Source organism: Corallococcus caeni (genome assembly GCF_036245865.1).
Classification (GTDB): domain Bacteria; phylum Myxococcota; class Myxococcia; order Myxococcales; family Myxococcaceae; genus Corallococcus; species Corallococcus caeni.
In genome coordinates, this window is sequence record NZ_BTTW01000009.1 from 303,748 (window position 1) to 323,035 (window position 19,288).

Annotated in this window: 16 protein-coding genes; 9 read left to right on the top strand and 7 right to left on the bottom strand. The window is 70.8% G+C overall.

What is annotated here, in order from left to right; translation table 11 throughout:
- The first annotated feature begins 23 nt into the window (after window positions 1–23).
- The 3 genes from AABA78_RS32480 to AABA78_RS32490 all read left to right on the top strand — a co-directional run bounded on the left by AABA78_RS32480 (window position 24) and on the right by AABA78_RS32490 (window position 6,005).
- Entirely contained in the window at window positions 24–1,445 is a 1,422-nt protein-coding gene (locus AABA78_RS32480) for an IgA Peptidase M64 (RefSeq protein WP_338269174.1), read from the top strand.
- 137 nt (window positions 1,446–1,582) lie between these two features.
- The gene (locus AABA78_RS32485; protein WP_338269177.1) at window positions 1,583–3,586 is read left to right on the top strand and encodes an Ig-like domain-containing domain; all 2,004 of its coding nucleotides are present in this window, start codon (window positions 1,583–1,585) and stop codon (window positions 3,584–3,586) included.
- 172 nt (window positions 3,587–3,758) lie between these two features.
- The gene (locus AABA78_RS32490; protein ID WP_338269179.1) at window positions 3,759–6,005 is read left to right on the top strand and encodes a lamin tail domain-containing protein; all 2,247 of its coding nucleotides are present in this window, start codon (window positions 3,759–3,761) and stop codon (window positions 6,003–6,005) included.
- On the opposite strand, the gene AABA78_RS32495 is transcribed toward AABA78_RS32490, so the two are convergent.
- Together AABA78_RS32495 and AABA78_RS32500 are read right to left on the bottom strand one after the other, a co-directional pair.
- Window positions 6,006–6,545 (bottom strand): hypothetical protein, encoded by a 540-nt coding sequence (locus AABA78_RS32495; protein ID WP_338269180.1) that lies wholly within the window; start codon window positions 6,543–6,545, stop codon window positions 6,006–6,008.
- Between the two features lie 267 nt (window positions 6,546–6,812).
- Window positions 6,813–7,631, bottom strand: coding sequence for a DODA-type extradiol aromatic ring-opening family dioxygenase (locus AABA78_RS32500; RefSeq protein ID WP_338269181.1), 819 nt, complete (start codon window positions 7,629–7,631; stop codon window positions 6,813–6,815).
- Window positions 7,632–7,963: 332 nt separating this feature from the next.
- Here AABA78_RS32500 and AABA78_RS32505 point away from each other — a divergent pair, with 332 nt between their 5' ends.
- From AABA78_RS32505 to AABA78_RS32520, 4 genes are read left to right on the top strand one after another with little or no spacing between them, the layout of a single operon-like run.
- Window positions 7,964–8,419 (top strand): hypothetical protein, encoded by a 456-nt coding sequence (locus AABA78_RS32505; RefSeq protein WP_338269183.1) that lies wholly within the window; start codon window positions 7,964–7,966, stop codon window positions 8,417–8,419.
- 58 nt (window positions 8,420–8,477) lie between these two features.
- Complete coding sequence (locus AABA78_RS32510; protein WP_338269185.1) at window positions 8,478–8,789, top strand: PadR family transcriptional regulator; 312 nt, start codon at window positions 8,478–8,480, stop codon at window positions 8,787–8,789.
- Window positions 8,790–8,809: 20 nt separating this feature from the next.
- Window positions 8,810–9,940, top strand: a complete 1,131-nt coding sequence (locus AABA78_RS32515) for a hypothetical protein (protein WP_338269187.1) — start codon at window positions 8,810–8,812, stop codon at window positions 9,938–9,940.
- A gap of 22 nt (window positions 9,941–9,962) precedes the next feature.
- Window positions 9,963–10,859 (top strand): alpha/beta hydrolase-fold protein, encoded by an 897-nt coding sequence (locus AABA78_RS32520; protein WP_338269189.1) that lies wholly within the window; start codon window positions 9,963–9,965, stop codon window positions 10,857–10,859.
- 44 nt (window positions 10,860–10,903) lie between these two features.
- Here AABA78_RS32520 and AABA78_RS32525 read toward each other — a convergent pair whose 3' ends face one another.
- The 4 genes from AABA78_RS32525 to AABA78_RS32540 all read right to left on the bottom strand — a co-directional run bounded on the left by AABA78_RS32525 (window position 10,904) and on the right by AABA78_RS32540 (window position 14,798).
- Entirely contained in the window at window positions 10,904–11,662 is a 759-nt protein-coding gene (locus AABA78_RS32525) for an immunity 52 family protein (RefSeq protein WP_338269191.1), read from the bottom strand.
- 12 nt (window positions 11,663–11,674) lie between these two features.
- On the bottom strand, window positions 11,675–13,168 hold the full coding sequence (locus tag AABA78_RS32530) for a restriction endonuclease fold toxin 5 domain-containing protein (RefSeq protein ID WP_338269193.1): 1,494 nt from the start codon (window positions 13,166–13,168) through the stop codon (window positions 11,675–11,677).
- Between the two features lie 106 nt (window positions 13,169–13,274).
- On the bottom strand, window positions 13,275–14,027 hold the full coding sequence (locus AABA78_RS32535) for an SIMPL domain-containing protein (RefSeq protein ID WP_338269195.1): 753 nt from the start codon (window positions 14,025–14,027) through the stop codon (window positions 13,275–13,277).
- Between the two features lie 126 nt (window positions 14,028–14,153).
- A complete protein-coding gene (locus AABA78_RS32540; RefSeq protein WP_338269196.1) occupies window positions 14,154–14,798 on the bottom strand; it encodes a hemerythrin domain-containing protein in 645 nt (214 codons plus the stop codon).
- A 304-nt stretch (window positions 14,799–15,102) separates the two neighbouring features.
- On the opposite strand from AABA78_RS32540, the gene AABA78_RS32545 reads away from it, so the two are divergent.
- Both AABA78_RS32545 and AABA78_RS32550 read left to right on the top strand, forming a co-directional pair.
- Window positions 15,103–16,074: a PDR/VanB family oxidoreductase gene (locus tag AABA78_RS32545; RefSeq protein WP_338269198.1), complete on the top strand. Its 972-nt coding sequence runs from the start codon at window positions 15,103–15,105 to the stop codon at window positions 16,072–16,074.
- An 84-nt stretch (window positions 16,075–16,158) separates the two neighbouring features.
- Window positions 16,159–16,836 carry an RDD family protein gene (locus AABA78_RS32550; protein ID WP_338269199.1) on the top strand — a complete coding sequence of 226 codons (678 nt, stop codon included), beginning with the start codon at window positions 16,159–16,161 and terminating at the stop codon, window positions 16,834–16,836.
- Window positions 16,837–16,870: 34 nt separating this feature from the next.
- Here the strand turns inward: AABA78_RS32550 and AABA78_RS32555 are convergent, their stop codons facing one another.
- Window positions 16,871–19,249 (bottom strand): protein kinase domain-containing protein, encoded by a 2,379-nt coding sequence (locus tag AABA78_RS32555; RefSeq protein WP_338269200.1) that lies wholly within the window; start codon window positions 19,247–19,249, stop codon window positions 16,871–16,873.
- Window positions 19,250–19,288: the final 39 nt, after the last annotated feature.

Genomic DNA, 19,288 nt, shown 5'->3' on the forward strand with positions numbered 1-19,288 from the left:
CCGGGCGCGTAGAGTCGCGCCTCATGCGCGCTTCCCTCCTGCTGCTGCTGTTCACGGCGAGCACCGCCCTCGCCGCGCCCCGGACGTTCCGCGTCGACTACTTCCACACCGGCAACGCCACCGAGGAGCGCTTCAGCCTGGAGCGGCTCGTGGTGGAGCCGCTGCCCTGGCCGGGCCACCCGGCGCGGGCCATCGACGAGACGAACCTGGGCAAGTACCTCTTCGAGGTGCGGGACCGGGAGACGAACCGGCTCCTGTACTCGCGCGGCTTCGCCTCCATCTTCGGCGAGTGGGAGCTGACGGACGAGGCGAAGGGGGCCCACCGCACCTTCAGCGAGTCGCTGCGCTTCCCCTCGCCGGACCGCCCCGTCCAGGTCATCCTGAAGAAGCGCGACGCCCAGAACGCCTTCCGCGAAATCTGGTCCGTGGTGGTGGATCCGAAGGACCCCTTCGTGGACCCCTCCTCGCCGCCCGCGCCGGGCCCGCTGCTCAAGCTGCTGGAGAACGGGCCGTCGCAGGACAAGGTGGACTTCCTCATCCTGGGGGACGGCTACACGGAGGCCGAGCGCCCCAAGTTCGAGAAGGACGCGCGCAAGCTGGTGGACATCCTCTTCAGCTACTCCCCGTTCAAGGAGCGCAAGGCGGACTTCAACGTCTGGGGGCTGATGCCGAAGGCGGCCGAGTCCGGCATCTCGAGGCCGTCCACCGGCGTCCACCGCCGCCCGCCCCTGGGCTCCACCTACGACGCCTTCGGCGCCGAGCGCTACATCCTCACCTTCGACAACGCCGCGCTGCGCGACACCGCCGCCTTCGCGCCCTACGAGTTCGTTGAAATCCTGTCCAACGGCAACACCTACGGCGGCGGCGGCATCTTCAACCTCTTCAGCACCGTGGCCTCCGACAGCTTCTGGGCCCCCTACGTCTTCGTCCACGAGTTCGGCCACCACTTCGCGGGGCTGGCGGACGAGTACTACACCTCCGCCCCCATCTACGGCGCCGCGCCCGCGGAGCGGGTGGAGCCCTGGGAGAAGAACGTCACCGCCCTCCACGACCCCGCCCAGCTCAAGTGGAAGGACCTGGTGGCCCCCGGCACCCCGCTGCCCACGCCCTGGAACCAGGCCACCTATGACGCCCATGCCCTGCAGGTGCAGCAGCGGCGGCAGAAGATTCGCGCGGAGCGCAAGCCCGAGGCGGAGATGGACGCGCTCTTCCTGGCGCAGCGGGACTGGGAGGAGAAATTCCTGGGCACGCAGAAGGTCTCCGGGAAGGTGGGCGCCTTCGAGGGGGCGCACTACGAGGCGAAGGGCTACTTCCGGCCGCAGACGGACTGCATGATGTTCACCCGGGACCGGGTGCCCTTCTGCGCGGTGTGCCAGCGCGGCATCAGCGAGGTCATCGACCTGTACGCGGGTCCAGCGTCCACCCAGACCCGGAAGAGTCCCTGACTTCCTTCGATTCCCAGGCCCCTGTGCATCCTTTCGGGTGACGGGGACGTGGCAGGTGGTTGGGCAAATGGACGCCCCTCGGTTTTCGGGTGTAAGGGGGACCGCATCTGCAGTCTGACCCCATGGGAGGCATTCACATGCTGAAGCGGAGCCTGAAGCGCAGCTGGCTGCCGGCGCTCGTCACCACCGTGTTCGTCACGGTTGGCACGGGTTGCGGCGACGAGTGTGTCGATCAGTTCGACTGTCGTGACAAGGGCACGCCCCCCGAGGGGCAGGTCTACGCCTGCGTGGAGAACAAGTGCGAGCTGCGCACGCTGAACACGCCGGAAGTGGACGCGGGCACGGACGCGGGCACCGGGACGGACGCGGGCTCTGACGCCGGCACGGACGCGGGCACCGGGACGGACGCGGGCACGGATGCGGGTACGGACGCGGGCACCACGACGGACGCGGGCACGGGCCCCACGGCGTGCACCCCGGCCTGCGCGCTGACCGAGTCCTGCAACATCGAGACGAACACCTGCACGCCCTCCAGCGTCACCACGCCCCCCGCGGACACGAGCGCGCAGATCGCCGCGTTCGTCGCGGCCCCGGCGGGCGTGCTGGCCTCGCCGCTGCCGGTCAGCGGCGCGTTCGTGACCTTCATCAAGCCCGACGTGGCGGGCAGCGCGGCCACGGAGGCCTCCGGCTTCTTCCTGCAGGCCGAGGCCGGCGGGCCGGCGATGTTCGTGCGCGGCTCCGCGTCCACCACGACGGTGGCCGTGGGTGACCGCGTGACGCTGAACGTCACGGAGAAGGAGATCATCAGCAACCTCAACGTGGCGAAGACCGTCACGGACCTGACCGTGGTGAGCCAGAACCACGGCGTGTGGAACCTGGACACCGCGACGCCCGCGGGCCTCAAGGTGGACGTGAACGCGGTCAGCACCTTCGAGGACGCCGGCACGACCAGCGTCTACGAGAGCCGCATCGTCACCGTGTCCGGCAAGCTGGCGGCGGGCAACAACAGCGGCGCGGCCTTCACCGCCTTCCCGGTCATCACCACGGGTGAGCCGTCCCCCAGCCCCCTGCTCCTGCGCGTGCCCTCCACCGTGTCCTCCTACCTGGACATGGTCTCGGGCTGCGACGTGGCGGTGCCCACCGGCGTCGTCTGGCGCTTCGCCGCCCAGCCCCAGGTGTCCGTGTTCGCGCCGGAGCAGCTCTCCGTCACCGGGTGCCCTGCCCCGCTGCTGGCGAGCGCCTTCGCGACGTCGCTCACGCAGGTCAAGGTCTCCTTCAGCCGTTCGGTGGACGCGGCCAGCCTCACCGCGGTGCCGACGCAGTTCACGTTCAGCGGTGGCCTCCAGGCGCAGAGCGCGACGGTCAGCGGCAGGGACGTCCTGGTGACCACCAGCGAGCAGACCGCGGGGGCGGACTACACGGTGTCCGTCGCCAACTCCGTGAAGGACACGGTGGGTAGCGCAATCACCACCCCGAACTCGGCGAGCTTCAAGGGCTTCCGCACGGGCGCCGTGCTGCGCATCACCGAGGTGCAGCCCAGCGCGGCGAACAACCTGGACCTCGTGGAGCTGCAGGTCGTCACCGCCGGCACGACGGCGGGCCTCCAGCTGCTGCAGGACGTGAACTCCGCCGTGACCCTGGCCACCCTCCCGGACGTGGCCGTGGCCGTGGGCGACATCATCGTGGTCCACATCGCCGGCACGGGCGAGAGCGAGACCAGCGCGAAGAACCAGTTCCCCACCAGCACCAACCCGGCCAACTACGACACCGCCTGGGACTTCAAGGGCGGGACGACGGGCATCACCTTCTCCAGCCGCGTCATCCTGGTGCGTGACGCGCAGAACGCCATCCAGGACGCGGTGCCGTTCGCGCGCAACTCGGGCACGCCGCCCGCGGCCTTCCCGGGCAACCTCCAGGCCATCCAGGCCGCCGGTCAGTGGCTGCCCGCGGACTGCGGCGGCGCGCTGTGCACGACGGCCACCACCCCCACCGCGGCGGCCGTCTCCGCGGACTGGACCAGCCTGCTGGGGTCCAACGCGACGCCGGCCAGCAACACCGTCCGTCGCGTCAGCGCCACGGACACGAACATGGCCGCCGACTGGGCCGTGGGTGCTCCGTCGTGGGGCGTCGCGAATCCGTAGTCGCCGTCCCTGACACCTTGTCGTGACCTGGGGCCGCGCTCCTCCATCCGGGGAGCGCGGCCCTTCTTCTTGGATGACAGGGGGATGTGTCACGCTACGAAGCCTGGGAACGCACCGCCCGTCATCGCGATGGGCCGTGGTCCCTCTCCGGCATCTGGACCGGATGGCTTCCATGCCCCTTCCTCGCATCGTCGCGCCCCTGCTCGCCCTGCTGCTCGCCGCGTGTCCTGGCTCCACGCCTCCTGGGCCGGGGACGCCCTCCGACAGCGGTGTGCGTTCCGATGGCGGCAGCCCGGGTGACAGCGGTGTGCCCGGTGACGGAGGGGCCTCCACCGACGGAGGCGTGCCCGGCGACGGCGGCACGACTGACGATGCGGGTGCATCCACCAACGACGGCGGCGTGCCCGGCGATGGCGGCACGACTGACGATGGGGGTGCATCCACCACCGACGGCGGCGTGCCCGGCGACGGCGGTCTGCCTTCCGACGGCGGCGTGCAGGGCGATGGCGGCGTCCCGGATGGCGGTGGGGTTCCGACGCTGACGGTGGATTCCCCGGCGCTTGGGGACGGACGCGTGGGGCAGCCCTATGCCGCGCAACTCAGCGCCTCTGGCGGCCTGGCGCCGTTCACCTGGAGCTTCACCGGGACGCTGGCCGCGGGGCTCACCCTCTCCTCGGACGGTGCCCTGTCCGGCACTCCCACCGCCGCGGGCACGACCATCCCCAACTTCATCGTGCGCGACGCGGCTGGCGCGACCGCGTCCCTCCAGGTGGTGGTGCGTGTGCAACCCCCGCTCACGCTGTTCACCGTGGGGCACTGGAACCTGGAGTGGTTCGGCGCGCCCAACCAGGGCCCGGCGAACTCCACCTCCGATGGCGGCGTGACCGACGACCTCCAGATCGCGGGGGCGACGAACGTCATCCGCGGCGCGGGGGCCCACGTCTGGGGCCTGGTGGAGATGGTGGACACCGCGGACTTCAACACGCTCCTGGCGGGGCTGCCCGGTACCTACAGGGGCTTCCTCGCCAACAACACCACCTACGTCCTCAGCGGCGCGTCGCAGTACTCCGCCGGTGAGCAGAAGCCCGGCATCGTCTACGACAGCACGCTCACCTACCGCAGCGCCCAGGTCATCCTCACCGCGCAGGCCGCGGACTTCGGCGGACGCCCGCCGCTGCGCGTGGACTTCACCACCCGCATCCACGGCGAGGACGCGCCGCTGGTCGTCATCGTCACGCACATGAAGGCCTTCGAGGACCGGACGTCCTACGACCAGCGCCTGCGCTCCTCGGTCGCCCTCAAGAACTACCTGGACCAGTGGCTGCCCACGGCCCGCGTGCTCGTCATCGGCGACTGGAACGACGACCTGGACCACTCCATCACCACGGAGAACGGCGTCGCGCTGTCCTCGCCCTACCTGAACTTCCTGAACGACCCCGCGCACTACACCTTCCTCACGAAGGTGCTGACCGACGCCACCATCCGCACCACCACGGAGTACGACGACGTCATCGACCACACGATGGTCACCGACGAGGTGGCCGTGGACGCCGTGCCCGGCGGCGTGCAGGTGCTCCGGCCCGACACGTCCATTCCGGACTACGCGCACACCGTCAGCGACCACTACCCCGTCCTCACCCGCTACGACCTCAGCGGCGTTCCCGGTCCGCGCGTGCGCCTCACCGCGCCCCTGGGCGGCACGTTCGTCACGGGCACCCAGCTGACGTTCACGTGGCGCTCGGTGGGCGTGGACACCGTGCGCATCGAGGCCTCCTACGACGGCGGCAACAGCTGGGACGTCGTGGTCCCCTCGGTGAGCGCGGACGCGGGCTCCTTCGCGTGGACCGTGCCTGCCGTGGAGAGCGACCTGGTGTGCCTGCGGGTGGTGGACACGGCCAACGCGTCGCGCTTCAGCATGAACTCCGACCGCATCTGGTTCCTGCGCACGGCGCCCCGCGTGATCATCAACGAGGTGCTCGCCAACGAGCCCGCGCTCCCCGGCGGCACCGCGCACGAGTTCGTGGAGGTCTACAACGCGGGCTCCGCCCCGGTGGACCTGTCCGGCTGGAGCCTGTGGGACGCCCTGAACCGGCAGCACGTCTTCGCCCCGAGCACGGTGCTGCAGCCGGGCCGGCCCATGGTCGTCTTCGGTGGGCCGGAGGGCTTCACGCCCGGCACGCCTGACACGGTGGCGTCCTCCGGCGGGACGCTGAGCCTCAACAACACGTCGGACATCGTGCGGCTCAAGCGCGCGGACGGGGGCGTCGAGGACAGCGTCGAGTACTTCAGCACCGTGGACGCGGTGTCCATCAACCGCTCCCCGGACCTGTCGCCGGACGCGGGCTTCGTGCTGCACACCGTGCTGACGCCCGGGCGGCAGTCCTCGCCGGGCCGGAGAGCGGACGGCGGCGCGTTCTAGTCAGCGCAGCGGTGGGGACTGGGGGTTGACGCCAGGCGTCGCGGGCACGGGCACCGCCTCCACGTCCCGGGCGATCCACTCCTGGCCCTGGTCCTCGTAGGTGACGCGGATCTCATCGCCCTCGGACAGGTCGCGCAGCTGCGCGTTCTCATCGCCGCGCTTGAGCCGGGTGGCCTCGTCCACGCGGACCTCCTGCTCCTGACCCTGGCCGTCCACGAAGAGCAGCTCGTCGTCACCCACCCAGGACACCCGGCCCGCGGCCCAGCCCATGGGCCGCTGCTGCGAACCGGAGCCGCCCGTTCCCTCGGGGGCTGGAGCGGGGGCCGGCGCCCCCTTCGCCTCCGCGCCCGCGGACTTCAGGGCCTTCGGATCCACGGTCTCCTTGGAGGCCATCAGCCCGCGCAACACCTCCGAGCGTCCTTCGCGGTGCTTCGCGGAGGGCCCGTCCGACGCCGGCTCTCCCCTGTTGCACGCCGACAGCCCTCCGAATCCCAGCAGGCCCGCCACCAGCAGGCCCGCCGTCCCGCGCATTCTTCGCATTGGCCACGTCCTCCCGCATCGTGCGAAGGAGCCCGCGCCCCCATGGAGTTCGCCTCCACGGCGGCAGGGGCCCGCTCTCTCCCCGGTAAAGATGCGGACACCCTGCCCCGCGGGGAACCACGACCGCCCGGGCATAGGCACGGCGGCCCGAAGCCCGCTTCTCCCTGGCCCGGAAGGCAGGCGAGCGAGCCCTGCCCGCATGCACGCCGTCCCTGGCAATGCATATCCGGCCCCCAAGGGCCGAGGCCCGCTGCACACGCGCCGCGGTCAGCCGAACTGGTAGCCGGAGATGCGCGTCCCCATCATGGCGCCGGCCCAGGCGGTGGTGCCCCGGTCCTCACCGGCGGCACCGGCGGCGACCATCAGCGGGAGCAGGTGCTCCTCGCGCGGATGGGCGAGCCGTGCGAAGGGCGCCTGCGTCCATTGCGTGAGCATCTCGTCACGGAGGGACGCGGGGGCGGTCGCGGCGTCCTGGACCCACGCGTCGAACTTCGCGGAGACCTCGTACGCGCGCGGGTCTCCGAAGGCGCGCAGGTTGTGGAACGTCAGCCCGCTGCCGATGATGAAGACGCCCTCGTCGCGAAGCGGCGCGAGCGCCCGGCCCATGGCCAGGTGCTCCGCGGGGTCCAACCCCTGCTTCAGCGAGAGCTGGACGCAGGGGATGTCCGCCTCCGGGTACGTGAGCTTCAACGGGATGAAGGTGCCGTGGTCGTAGCCGCGCGCGGGGTCCTCCGCCGTGGCGAAGCCCGCCGTGGAGAGCAGCTCGCGCACGCGCGCGGCGAGGCTCGGGCTGCCCGGCGCCGGCCAGGTGATGCGGTACGACTCCGGCGGGAAGCCTTGATAGTCATACAGGATGGGCGGCGCTTCGGACGTCATCACCGTGGGGACGGGTTCCTCCCAGTGGGCGGAGATGACGAGCAGCGCCTTCGGCGGTGTCGTCAGGCGCTGGCCCACCTGACGCAGGTACGTCGCGAGCGACTGGACCTCCGCTTTCGGAAGGCCCATCTCCACGAACGGCCACGGGCCGCCGCCGTGCGGGATGAAGACGACGGGCAGGCGTGACGTGCTGGAAGGGTGGGTCGGCATGGTTCCCAGGTGTAACGCGCATCCTCCCTGCGCGCAGGCCGTCGAGCCATGACGCCCCGGGGTGCGCGCCCATGCCGACGAGCGCCGATGTGGACCCAGGCACAGAGCCCGGGGCTACGACACCCTGGAGAGCACCGTGTACGGCGGCAGCCTGGACAAGATGCCCCACCCCCGGTCGCACCCACGATCTCGAGTCCACGTTCCAGGACGAGCTCCTGCTCAAGACCCGGCACCGCACTCCGGGTGGATGACCGCGTCCTCGTGAAACACGGCGCTTCTGCTATGAATCGGCGAGAGGGACGGAGGGGCGGTCCCGTCGCGAAGGGGGTTTCATGAAGAGCATCACTGGAGGCCTGCTGGTCGCGTTCGGCATCCTGGGCGCTGGCGTGGAGATCGACAACCTGCGCACGGGCACGGCGGAACACACGGTCACGGGGTTCCTCCTCGCCATCCTCTTCATCCTCGGAGGGCTGGCCCTGGTCCGCTCCGCGCGGCGCGCGAAGCTGCCGCCCGAGCTGAGGGATGCGCCCGCCGTGGTACGGCCCACCCTGGATGCACGCGACGTCGAGCGGGCCGTGCTCGCCTGCGCCCAGGAGCACGGCGGCCGCGTCACCATCGCCGAGGTGGCGGCAGGCAGTCAGCTGTCGTTCACCGAAGCCAAGGAGGTGCTCGAAGGGCTCTCCCGCGCGGGTGCCTGCAGCGTCGACGTCACGGAGAACGGCGCGTTCATCTACGAGTTCAATGGCCTGATGCCGCGCGAGCCAGCACGCGCGGCCCTCAAGTCCTGAGCAGCGCGCCGGCCGGCCGCGGCTTGACTTTAAATCTACATAGGTAGATTTATGGGGCATGCCACGAACCCGCGCGTTGTCGAATCACGCCCGCTCCGTTCTTGCCGCGCTGCTGGATGCCGGCGCGGGCTGGTCGCACGGGTATGAGCTGTGCCGTCTCGCGGACGTGAAGTCGGGCACGCTCTACCCGCTGCTGATCCGCCTCGAAGCGCAGGGCTATCTCGAAGCCGAGTGGCAGCAACCGGCGGAGGGCGGGCGGCCGCCAAGGCACGCCTATCGCCTGACCAAGACCGGGGTCCAGCTCGCGCGCGACAATCCGCCAGAGCGCAAGGTGGCTGCTCGCTCCGGCCTTCGCACGGCGACGACATGAGCGTCCGAGTCCAACGACGTGTGGCAGACCTGCTGTGCCGTGCCCTGCAGTTCATCCTGCCGCCGCGGCTGCGCGACTGGGGGCTGGCCATCCGCTACGAACTCGCGGAGATCCCCGACGACACCCAGGCCCTGCTGTTCGCGCTCGCGAGCGTCCGTGGCCTGGCGCCGCGTGCCCTCGGCCAGCTCCTGATGCACCCCTTCGTCGCCCTGCTTGGAGCCGCGGTCCGTGCGTCACGGGGTTTCGGTGCGTTGCACGGCCCGCGTGCCGTCGGTGCGCTCTGCGCGGTCGGCGCGGTCGCCCTCGGGCTCGTCTCCATGACGGTCGCCGGCGCGCCTGTCCGCTATCTCGGCGTCAACGCTGGCGCGCTCGTTCTGGGCCTTCTCTTGCTGGCCCTCGTCAGCCGCATCCCGGAGGGGGCTGGACGCTTGTCCGGAGCCCTGATTCTCGGACTCTCGGTCCTCCTGCTCGCCACCGCGCTCGTCGGCCTCCGCATCGAGGGGATTTCTCGCTGGGTCAAGCTCGGTGGCGTGGTCGTGCAACCGAGCCTTGTCCTTCTGCCGTTCATGCTTGCCGCATTCTCCCGGACGCGCACCCCGCTTGCGACGACGGGGATGGTCGTTGCCGCGCTGGCCATGGCGCTCCAGCCCGACCGTGCGATGGCGGCCATGATGACCGCGACGCTGGCGACTGTCGTGGCGACGCGCGCGGACCGGCTGACGTGTCTGGCACTCACGGCCAGCCTCGCGGCGTTCATGGTGACGCTGCTGCGCCCCGACGCGCTTCCAGCCGCCCCCTTCGTCGACCAGGTCCTCCTTTCGTCCTTCGCGGTCCATGCCCTTGCCGGGCTGGCCGTCGTGGCCGGCTCGGCACTGCTGCTCGTCCCTGTGCTCATCGGTGGTTCCTATGACGAGGAGCGCCGCGCGACCTCTCTCGCCTTCGGGTCTGCCTGGCTTGCGGCGAGCCTTGCCGCCGCGTTCAGCAATTCCCCGACACCGGTCGTGGGCTACGGCGGCAGCGCGATCCTCGGCTATCTCCTGAGCCTTTCGACCCTGCCGAGGCCGGTGAGCGCGCGGGGCGGCCCAGCAATCGCCCCGCCCGACAAGCCGCTGGCTTCGCGCGACAGCCATTCAAGAATCGCACTCGCCTAGCCCCCCAAACGGATGCCCAGCCATGACAATGCCTCGCCCTGGACGGCGGGTTCGCTACCTATTGCCTGCGGTACTGCTCGCGGTCGTGCTCTGGTTCACGTGGACGCGGCTCACGCGCAGTCGCGGCGACCAGCGGGCCTCGTTCACGCCCGCGATTCAGCAGTGCGACGCGCTAGGGCCCCTGCGTTACTGCATCAACAGGGCCGCCGGGGGCACCAACGGCGACGTCGTCTATCATCACCACGGGCGCAATCTCGACGAGACGAGCTGGAACGACGACACCTATTTCACCGGCATGCTGCAGGCGCAGTGGCAGGCCACGGGAGCCCTCCCTCCCACGGTGGTGACCGTTTCGTACGGCTCGACGTGGCTCCTGACTCCGAAGGGCGCGAAGGAGAAGAGCGGACTCCTCGATGACTTCATGGCACGTCTGCCCGCCATCGAGGCGAAGGTGGGACGCCCCCGGCGGCGGATGCTGTTGGGGGAGTCGATGGGTGGGCTCAACGTCCTTGTCGCGGGCCTGTCCCATCCGGCGCGGTTCGCGAAGGTCGCGGCGCTCTGTCCGGGCGTCTACACCGACACCCCCTTCTCCTCCTTTGACACCATCAGGGCCTCGATGGAGCGCACCGGGGCCGATCCCAAGATCGTGTTCGGCGTCTGGTTGATGGCGCGCGAATACGTGGCCGACGAAGTCGAATGGCGCCGCGTCTCGCCCCTGGAGCTGGTGGCGCAGGCGGGGCCCGACCATCCGGAGCTCTATCTCTCCTGCGGCCTCTACGATGCCTACGGCAACTACGAAGGCACCCAGCGCCTGGCCAACCTTGCCCGTCAGCGTGGCGTCAGGACCGAGTGGAACCCGCTCTATGGCGGCCACTGCGCGTCCGACGTGGCGTCGCTGGCCGACTTCCTCGTGAGATGAGCCAACGGGCTGCTCCCCTCATGGAGCACTGAGCGCGTGGTTGCTCAAGGTGACGCGGACTGCATGAGCCCTGCCCGTGCCAGCAGTTCACGCACACGCCGCGCCAGCGTGATGTGCTCGGGGTTGGCCACGGTGAAGCGCTCGGGGGTCAAGATGATCAACGTGCCCTTGTCCTCCACGGGCTCGATGCGCACCGGAGCTGGAAGCGGCGGCACCGTGCCCAGGTGACTGGAGAGGTACGTCACCCAGCCAAGCCACACGTCGGCCTTGCCGTCCTTGTCGTCCAGGTCTCGATGCGTGCGGGACATGGCCGCAGCCCAGTCGGGTTCCCAGGCAAGTGCCATGCTGCGCGTCACGTCCATCAGCACGGAGGGCGTGAAAATACGCTCCGCGTTCGCTCCCTGGCTGGGGAGCGACAAGAAACAGGAGTTGGAAACCGCTTCCGCATATCCGCCGCAGTGGATGCGCAGGGCCGCGCAATCACGACTGGCTCCGCCGTTGTCGAACCAGAAGCTAAAGCCCAGGTCCTCAAAGACGGGCCCCCCATTCTCCCGGTTGACGCCTCGCCGGAACATCTCAGCGAGCGTAGGCATGTCGGGCGGCATGAGTGGATGCTTGCGCGCGTCCTTGCGCGACCTGGCGGGCTTGTACCAATGGGCCAGGAACGGGTCACACTCAGCCAAGAAGTTGAGCAAGCGCGCTGTGCGACGGGCGCACTCCTCGGGAGACTCTTTGCGCGGCCCCCAGTAGGCACCTGCAAAGTAGGTATCGGGATAAGTCTCTGAGTCGGCCTTCACGCGCATGAGGTTATCCACTCAGAAAGCTGGGGTGTGGACGATTTCGACCCCCACAACACGCGCGTTCTTGAGGAGTTCGCGGAAGGCATCGGCAGCCACCTTTTCCGCGACATGCCACCGGACGGGAATACCCATGCCACGAGCCATTCTGCTCTGGCGCTCTGCTTGCTCAACGAGCATCTGTGCTCCGGAGTTCCGGAACCAATCCTTGGGCTCAAGGCCATCAAAGAACTTCGCGTATCCGGGTCCCTTGGCCTCCAGCAGTACTCCGTCCTTGAAGCCGTCGAACTTCACGCCACCAGCCTGCGTGCTCGCGCCACCGACCCAATACGCTTCATCCGCGGTGTGCCCGGTGATCTGCTCCTGATAGCGCCGAGCGGGCGGCTTCATGGACTCCTTCGCCGGTCCCCACTGTCCAGGCCCCTGGGAAGGCGCTCCTCCCTTCGGGGCCGTGTTCGCCCGCTGGAGGATGACGGCCGCCCCGGGGCCGCCGCCGAGGGCCGCCGCCGCGCGCCCTGCTGGCACCGCGACGCGCTCCAGCGCCAGCGCGCCCTCCGCCGACAGCGAGAGCACCGGCACCGTGACCTCCGCGCCCAGCGCCATCCCCTTCAACGTCCGCGTCGTTGCTGAAGCCGCGCCCCCGGTCATGAGCAGGCCCGTCGTCAGCCGCGACACCTCGCGGATCTGCTCGCCACGGGTCATGGACTGGAAGCGCTCCCAGTACGCAGGCGACGAGGCGATGAGCGCCGCGACACCCGCTGGCAAGCGGCTCAGCCCCACCAGGCTGTCCACGGGACGCGTGAGCAACTGGCCCAGCGCGTGGTACAGCTCCACGAAGGCGTCCTCCGCTCCATCCAGGGTGCGGCTGATGACGTCCGCGTCGTCGTACACCTCCGCCAGGGGCCGCCAATCCGACGCCCGGAGCTGCGCGTCCACGGCGCGGAAGACACCACCCTTGCCGCTGTAGAATCGGCCCAGCTCGAAGCCATGCGCTCGGAAGGCGCCGTCCTTCCACTCGACGGGGGCCACCTTCTGCTGCGTGCGCCCGGTGACGACCCACGCCAGATGGCCGTCCGGTCGCAACACCGCGATCTGCTCCCGAGAAAAGCGCTCTACCCGCCGCAGGAGTTCCTGCCGCGTGACTTCGCCTCCCTCCATCACCTCGCGCAGGATGAAGCCCGCGGCCATGCGAGGCGGAAAGGCGCTCAACGTGACGGACTTGCCCAGCAGCACGCCCAGCAGTCGCGCCGCTTGCGCGGGCGTGAGTGAGCCTTCCAGGGGGCGTTCGTCTCGCGACTCCAGCCCCGCGTTCGTCAGCAACTGCTCCCAGGCATCCATGCGCACGCCGGAGCCCGTGATGGCGCGAACGGAACTGGAGCCTGGAGCCCGCGCCCGCGCCCGCGCGGAGTCCGCGGACTCCCGGGGCGCGTAGCGCAAGGTCCTGCTGGAGGCAGTCGAGGCACAGCCCGTGAGAAACACGACCGCGCAACACAACAAGATGCCCAGGCGCATGGCTCCACTCCAGGTCCGGACGCCGGTGACGACGTCCCGGCCGGGAGTGTCTCGCATTCAGCCACGTCAGCGGTGAGCCTGGCCGCTGACGTGGCGCCAGCCGCGCCTACTGAATCGCGAAGATGAGCGTCACCTTCGCCTGCACCGTCTGCTCCTCCGGCTGGATGGGCGTGGTGGGCGCGGCTCGCGACTCCGCCATGTCCATGGCGAAGGTGGCCGGGTACAGGCGCGGCGCTTCCGTCACCGTGCTCGCGTCCAGCACCGCGCCCAGCTTCACGTTCAGCGACGCGGCCAGCACGTCCGCGGACTTGCGCGCGCGCGACACCGCCTGCCGCAGCGCCTCTCCCTGCACCGCGTCCTGGCGGCTCAGCCCGAAGCGCACGGAGTCCACCCGGTTCGCTCCCGCCGCCAGCGCCTTGTCCAGCAGGCCCCCCACCTTGGAGAGGTCCGTCACGTGGACGCTCACCAGGTTGCTCACGCGGTAGCCCTTGAGCTTCGGCTCACCGCCCTGCGGCGGCGACGGCGTGTACTCCGGATAGACGTTGTAGTTGCGCGTCTGCAGGTCGCGCTTCGCGATGCCCGCCCCCGTGAGCGCCGCGAGCACCTTCTCCATCCGCTTCGCGTTCTCTTCCCCCGCGGCCTTCGCGTTCGGGGCGGACGTCTCCACCGCCACGTCGATGAAGGCCTCGTCCGGCTGGGCCTTCACCTCGCCCGTGCCCTCCACGCGCAGCGTGCGCACCTGCGGATCCACGGGCGGCCGCGGCTGCGGCGAACCCGACGGCGGGACCTGCGTCTGCGCCGCGGCCGTGAAACCCGCGAGCACCACCAACGTCGTCAACATCCTGCGAACAGCGGACATGGCGCCTCCTTCCCAAGGCTCGAAGAGCCCTCGCGCGTGTAGCGCGAAAGCCCCTCACGCCCCAAGGACGCCCCGACCCCGGCGGACATTCACCAGGACCCGGGCGTCTGGCGCCGAACGCTCGCTTCAGTGCAGCGAGTCGCCCGAGGAGTCCAGCGACATCACGGACTCCAGCGGCTTCCTCAGCTTGCGCGGCGCGGCCTTGCGCACCTGCGTCACCGCCTTGCGGCGCGCGACGCGCAGCGCGTCCCGCCCCATGTCCATCACCGCCGCCACCGCCCCCGTCAGCAGGTTGCCCGGCGGCGTGTCCGGCTGGGCCGGGTGCGGGTGCGTGGGCGCGGCCTTCTTCGCCAGCTCCAGCGCCTCGCCCACCTGCCGCAGCTCCTGCGGCTTGAAGGCCTTCTTCACCTCCGGGAAGAGGTACTGCTCCTCCTCCGTGACGTGGGCGCGCACGTTCTCCATCAGCACGTGCACCTTGGCGTCGAAGCGCTCGGCCTCCGGCGGCAGCGTGTCCAGCTCCGACAGCACCCACTTCACCACGTGGTGCTCCTCCAGCCCGCGCAGCACGTCCGCGGACAGCGACTCCGAGCGCGCGCGCACGGCCGGGTAGAAGACCTGCTCCTCGATGGCGGCGTGGATGGACAGCTCGCGCACCATCTCGTCCACCAGCTTGCGCTTGTGCGCCAGCGCGTGGTCGCCTGCCTTCTCGAACTTGCGGAACAGCTGCTCCACCGTCTTGTGGTCCGCCTTCAACAACATGATGGCATCCATGGGCCGTCTCCCTTCCGTCGAATCAGGGGCCGCGCCTCCCCCGTCGTGAAACCGCCCGGGTCCGGAAGGGCCCTGGCGCAGCGCGGCACGGAGTGAAGGGTGGGGATGGATTCCCGGCCGTGCCCACCCCCGCCGCCCAGGTCCCCGCGTCCGCACGGAGGGCAGGCGGGCGACGGGGCCCGAGTGTCCGGTAGCTGTCGAAAAACCGCACCGGTCCCCACTCCCCGGACGGCCCGGGCGTGCACACCGTGCGCGGCCAGATCGGTCTCGCGCGGGCGGCGGGCAAGGGAACAGGGGCAATACCGTGACGACGAACACGCTGCGTCTGCGGGTGGCGCGCATCACCCGCGAGGCGGAAGGCATCCAGTCCTACGAGCTGGTCTCCCAGGACGGCGGCGCCCTGCCCGAGTTCGAGGCCGGCGCCCACCTGGACGTCCAGGTGCCGGGCCTCAACGGCATGCGCCAGTACTCGCTCTGCAACGACCCGGGCGAGACGCACCGCTACGTCATCGCCGTGCAGCGCGACGCCAACGGCCGCGGCGGCTCCAAGGCGATGCACGACCACGTCCACGAGGGCGACGTGCTCACCGTGAGCGAGCCCATCAACGACTTCCCCCTCCTGTACGGGCGCAGCTATGTGCTCATCGCGGGCGGCATCGGCATCACGCCGTTGCTGGCCATGGCGCGCCTGCTGGAGCGCACCGGCGCGCAGTGGGTGCTGCACTACTGCGCCCGCGACGCGGACCGCACCGCCTTCCGGGAGCTTTTGTCCACGCCGTCCTTCGCGGGCCGCGTGCACCTCCACCACGACGGGGGCGACCCCACGAAGGGGCTGGACGTGCGGGCGCTGCTGGCGACGCGCGGCCCGGGCACCCGGCTGTACTGCTGCGGCCCCGCGGGCCTGATGAAGGCCGTGCGCGAGGCGGCCGCGCTGCACAAGTGGCCCTGGGAGAAGGTGCACTTCGAGGCCTTCACCGCCGAGGGCACCTCCGCCACCCATGCGACCGCGGAGGAGGACTTCGAGGTGGCGCTCAAGAGCACCGGCCAGGTGCTGCGCGTCCCGGCCGGCAAGACGGTGCTCAACGTGCTACGCACCCACGGCGTCAAGGTGGAGAGCGACTGCGAGGCGGGTTCGTGCGGCACCTGCGTCACCCGCGTGTGTGAAGGAACCCCGGACCACCGTGACACGTTCTTCCAGCAGGAGTCCGCAGGCGACGCGCGGATGCTCGTTTGCGTGTCACGCGCCCGGTCCAAGCGGCTGGTGCTGGACCTGTAACCTCCCCGTGCCCGGCGTTTTGGAGCGCGCCAGTGCGCGGCGGGCCGCCTATGCTCGCGCCCCGCTCGTACACGAGAGAGGCTGATGAGCGACGGGACGTTGTTCTCCATGGACACTCCGCCCACCGAGGCCCGGTTCCAGAACCGGCTCTGGGTGGCGGACCTGCTGGACCTCACGGGCGCGGCGCTCGTGGGTTGGGGTGCGGTGCGCGCGGCGGAGTGGGTGTCCACGGCCGGTCTGTTGGGGTTCGCCATGGGGGCCGCCTGGCTCCTCCTGTCCTGCGTGGGCGGGCTGACGGGGCTCACCCCCGGCCGCCACGCCCTGGGCCTCAAGCTGGAGCGCGCGGAAGGGAAGACGCCCGGCCTGGGCGCGGGCCTGCTGCGCGCGCTCACCGCGCCGGTGGAGCTGGTGCTCCAGGTGGTGCTGCAACGCCGGCCGCTGGATGCGCAGCTGGGCGTGCACGCGAGCGTGATTCCGGGCGGCTTTCGCGGCTGGGCGCGCAGCCTGCCCTTGCCGCTGGTGGGGCTGGTGCTGCTCCTGGGCGCGGTGTGGAGCATCGTCACGCCCACGCGTCAGGAGATGCTCCAGTACCTGGACCGCACGCTGACCGGGTGGCACTGCTGCCACGGCACGCGCGAGGTGACGTGGCAGTGCCGCACGTCCCTGTCCCGCGCCGTGCGCAACGCGAGCGGCGGCGACACGGAGGTGGCGGACTTCGTGCGCAACGAGTGCCCCGTGGCCGCCGCGCGGCTGGGGCCGTGAACCGCGGGGAGCCCCGGGCTCCCGTGCCGCGCGCTCAGCGCTTGATCAGCGCGAAGGTGTCCTCGCCCTCGTCGCAGCTCACCCACACGGCCTTCTCCGGCACGGGGGGCGCCTTGTAGTTCACCCGGAAGTAGCGATCCTCCACCGGCACCTTGTGCGTCTGGTAGGGGTCGAGCTTCGCCATCCGGGCTTCCTTCCGCCCGCTCAGGACGATGGCGCAGTTGTGCCAGGTCCGGGTGTCGGAGCTGACCAGGTAGAGGGTGCGGCTGAAGCTGCTCCCCAGCAGGCCATCCATCTCCGCCTGTCCCAGGAGGCGTGAGCGCTCCACGGGCTTCGGCTCGGGCGTGGGCGTCGCGACCGGCGTGGGCTCGGGCTCGGGCGGGGGCAACGTCGGGCCCGAGGGGCGCGCGGTCATCAGCACGAAGCGCGGCTCCTTCGACGCGTCCGCCTCCGCGTCCAGCCGCAGGGTCATGCGCTGGCGGTTCGGGTGGATGGACTCCACGGTCGCCGTCCCCAGCACCGGGCGCTTGCGGGTCCCCTTCTGCGGGGGCCCCACGACCTTGAACACCGTGCCCGCGTTGATGCCCTTGGGCACCTCCGCGTTCACCACGCGCTGGCCGCTGCCCGTTTCGCCGATCTTCGCCACGGGCAGATGCGCGGGCACCAGCTCCACCGGACGCGGCACGGGCCGCTTCGTCCCGGCGACGGGCTTTACCTCCGTCGGGGGCTTCACCGGCTCGGGCTTCACCTCGGGCTCTTCCGCGCTCGCCACCACGCCCGCGTCCACGGCGGCCTCGGGAGGAGGCTCCACGGGCGGCGTCACCGCGGGAGGCGGCTCCACCTTCGGAGGCGCGGCCGCCACCACCGGCTCGGAGGGCGGGAGTGCCTGGGGCACCACGGGCTGCTCGGCCGTGTGCGAGCGGAGCACGAAGGTGGTGATGCCCACGGAGGCGCCCACCAGCAGCAGCGCCGCCACGGCGATCCGCGCCACCGGCCTGCGCTCGGGCCGCGCCGGCACCTCCCCGGACGTGCTCGGGGAGACAGCCCCCTGGGCCGGTGCGGCCGGCAGGTGCACCGCCGTCGCGCCCAGCGCGGCCGCGTCCACGTCGTCGGTGCTCCGCGCCACGCCACCAGAGCCCGGCGTGCTCCGCGCCACGCCTCCGGACCCCGGCGTGCTCCGCACGCCTCCAGAGCCCGGCCCCTCCGCCAGCCCTGGCGAAGGATGGGACACGAACGTGCCCCCGGGCCCCATCGACGGCCCGTCCACTTCGATGCGCCCGGTGTTGGGCCTGTTGCCGGCCGGATCCTCCGGGGTCCGCAGCGCCGTGGCACCGAAGGCCGCTTCGTCCGCGGCCGCGTTGCTCCCGGAGCCGGAGCCGCTGTACAGCGCCGTGCCGGAACCGCTCCGGGGCGCCGGGGACGGCGTGCGCCGCTCGCCGTGCACGCCGGACGTCAGCTTGCGCTGCTCGGCGAAGGCCTCCGGGCAGAGCGCGCGGACGAACTCGCCCACCTCCTCCGCCCCCATGGGGGTGCCCGAGCGCAGGAGCTCCGCGTTGAGCGCCCGCGCGAAGTCGTCCGCCCGCGAGTACCGGTCCGCCGGAGTCGGCGCGAGCGCGCGGCGCAGCACGGCCTCCAGCGACGGCTCCACGTCCGGACGGAAGTCCGTCAGCGGCGGCACCACCGGGTGCGACATGGCCGCCATCATCTCGCCCACGGTGCCGTGGGGAACCAGCCCACGGCCCGCCAGCATCTCCCACACCACCACCGCGCAGGAGTAGATGTCGCTGCGGTGATCCAGCGGCTCCGCGCGGACCTGCTCCGGCGACATGTAGCCCAGCTTGCCCATCACCGTGGACGGCAGCGTGTACTTGCTGCGCGCGGTGGACTTCGCGAGGCCGAAGTCGATGACCTTCACCTCGCCCTCGTACGACACCATCACGTTGTGCGGGGACACGTCGCGGTGGACGATGCCCAGGGGCTCGCCGTCCGTGCCCGTCTTGCGGTGCGCGTACCCCAGGCCCTCCGCCATGCGCTGGCCGACGTAGAGCGCCACCGGCGTGGGCACCGCCCGCCCCTGCACCCGGGCCTGCTCCAAGAGGTACCCCAGGTCCACGCCCGCCACGTACTCCAGCGCCATGTAGTAGGTGCCGTCCGCCTCGCCCATGTCGTACACCTGGGCGATGGAGGAGTGGACCAGGTGCACCAACACCTTGGCCTCGTGGTGGAACCGGTCCAGGAACTGCCGGTCCTTCACCAGCCCCGGCAGGATGGTCTTCACGATGCAGGGCTTCTCGAAGCCCGCCGCCCCGGACAGCTTCGCCAGGTACACCTCTCCCATGCCGCCCTGGCCCAGGAGGTGGACGAGCTCGTAGCGCCCGAAAAAACGGGGGGACTCTGTGGGTGCGGTGCTCATGGCTTGGCGCTCCGGAGCGCAGCACGGACTCCCCCATGG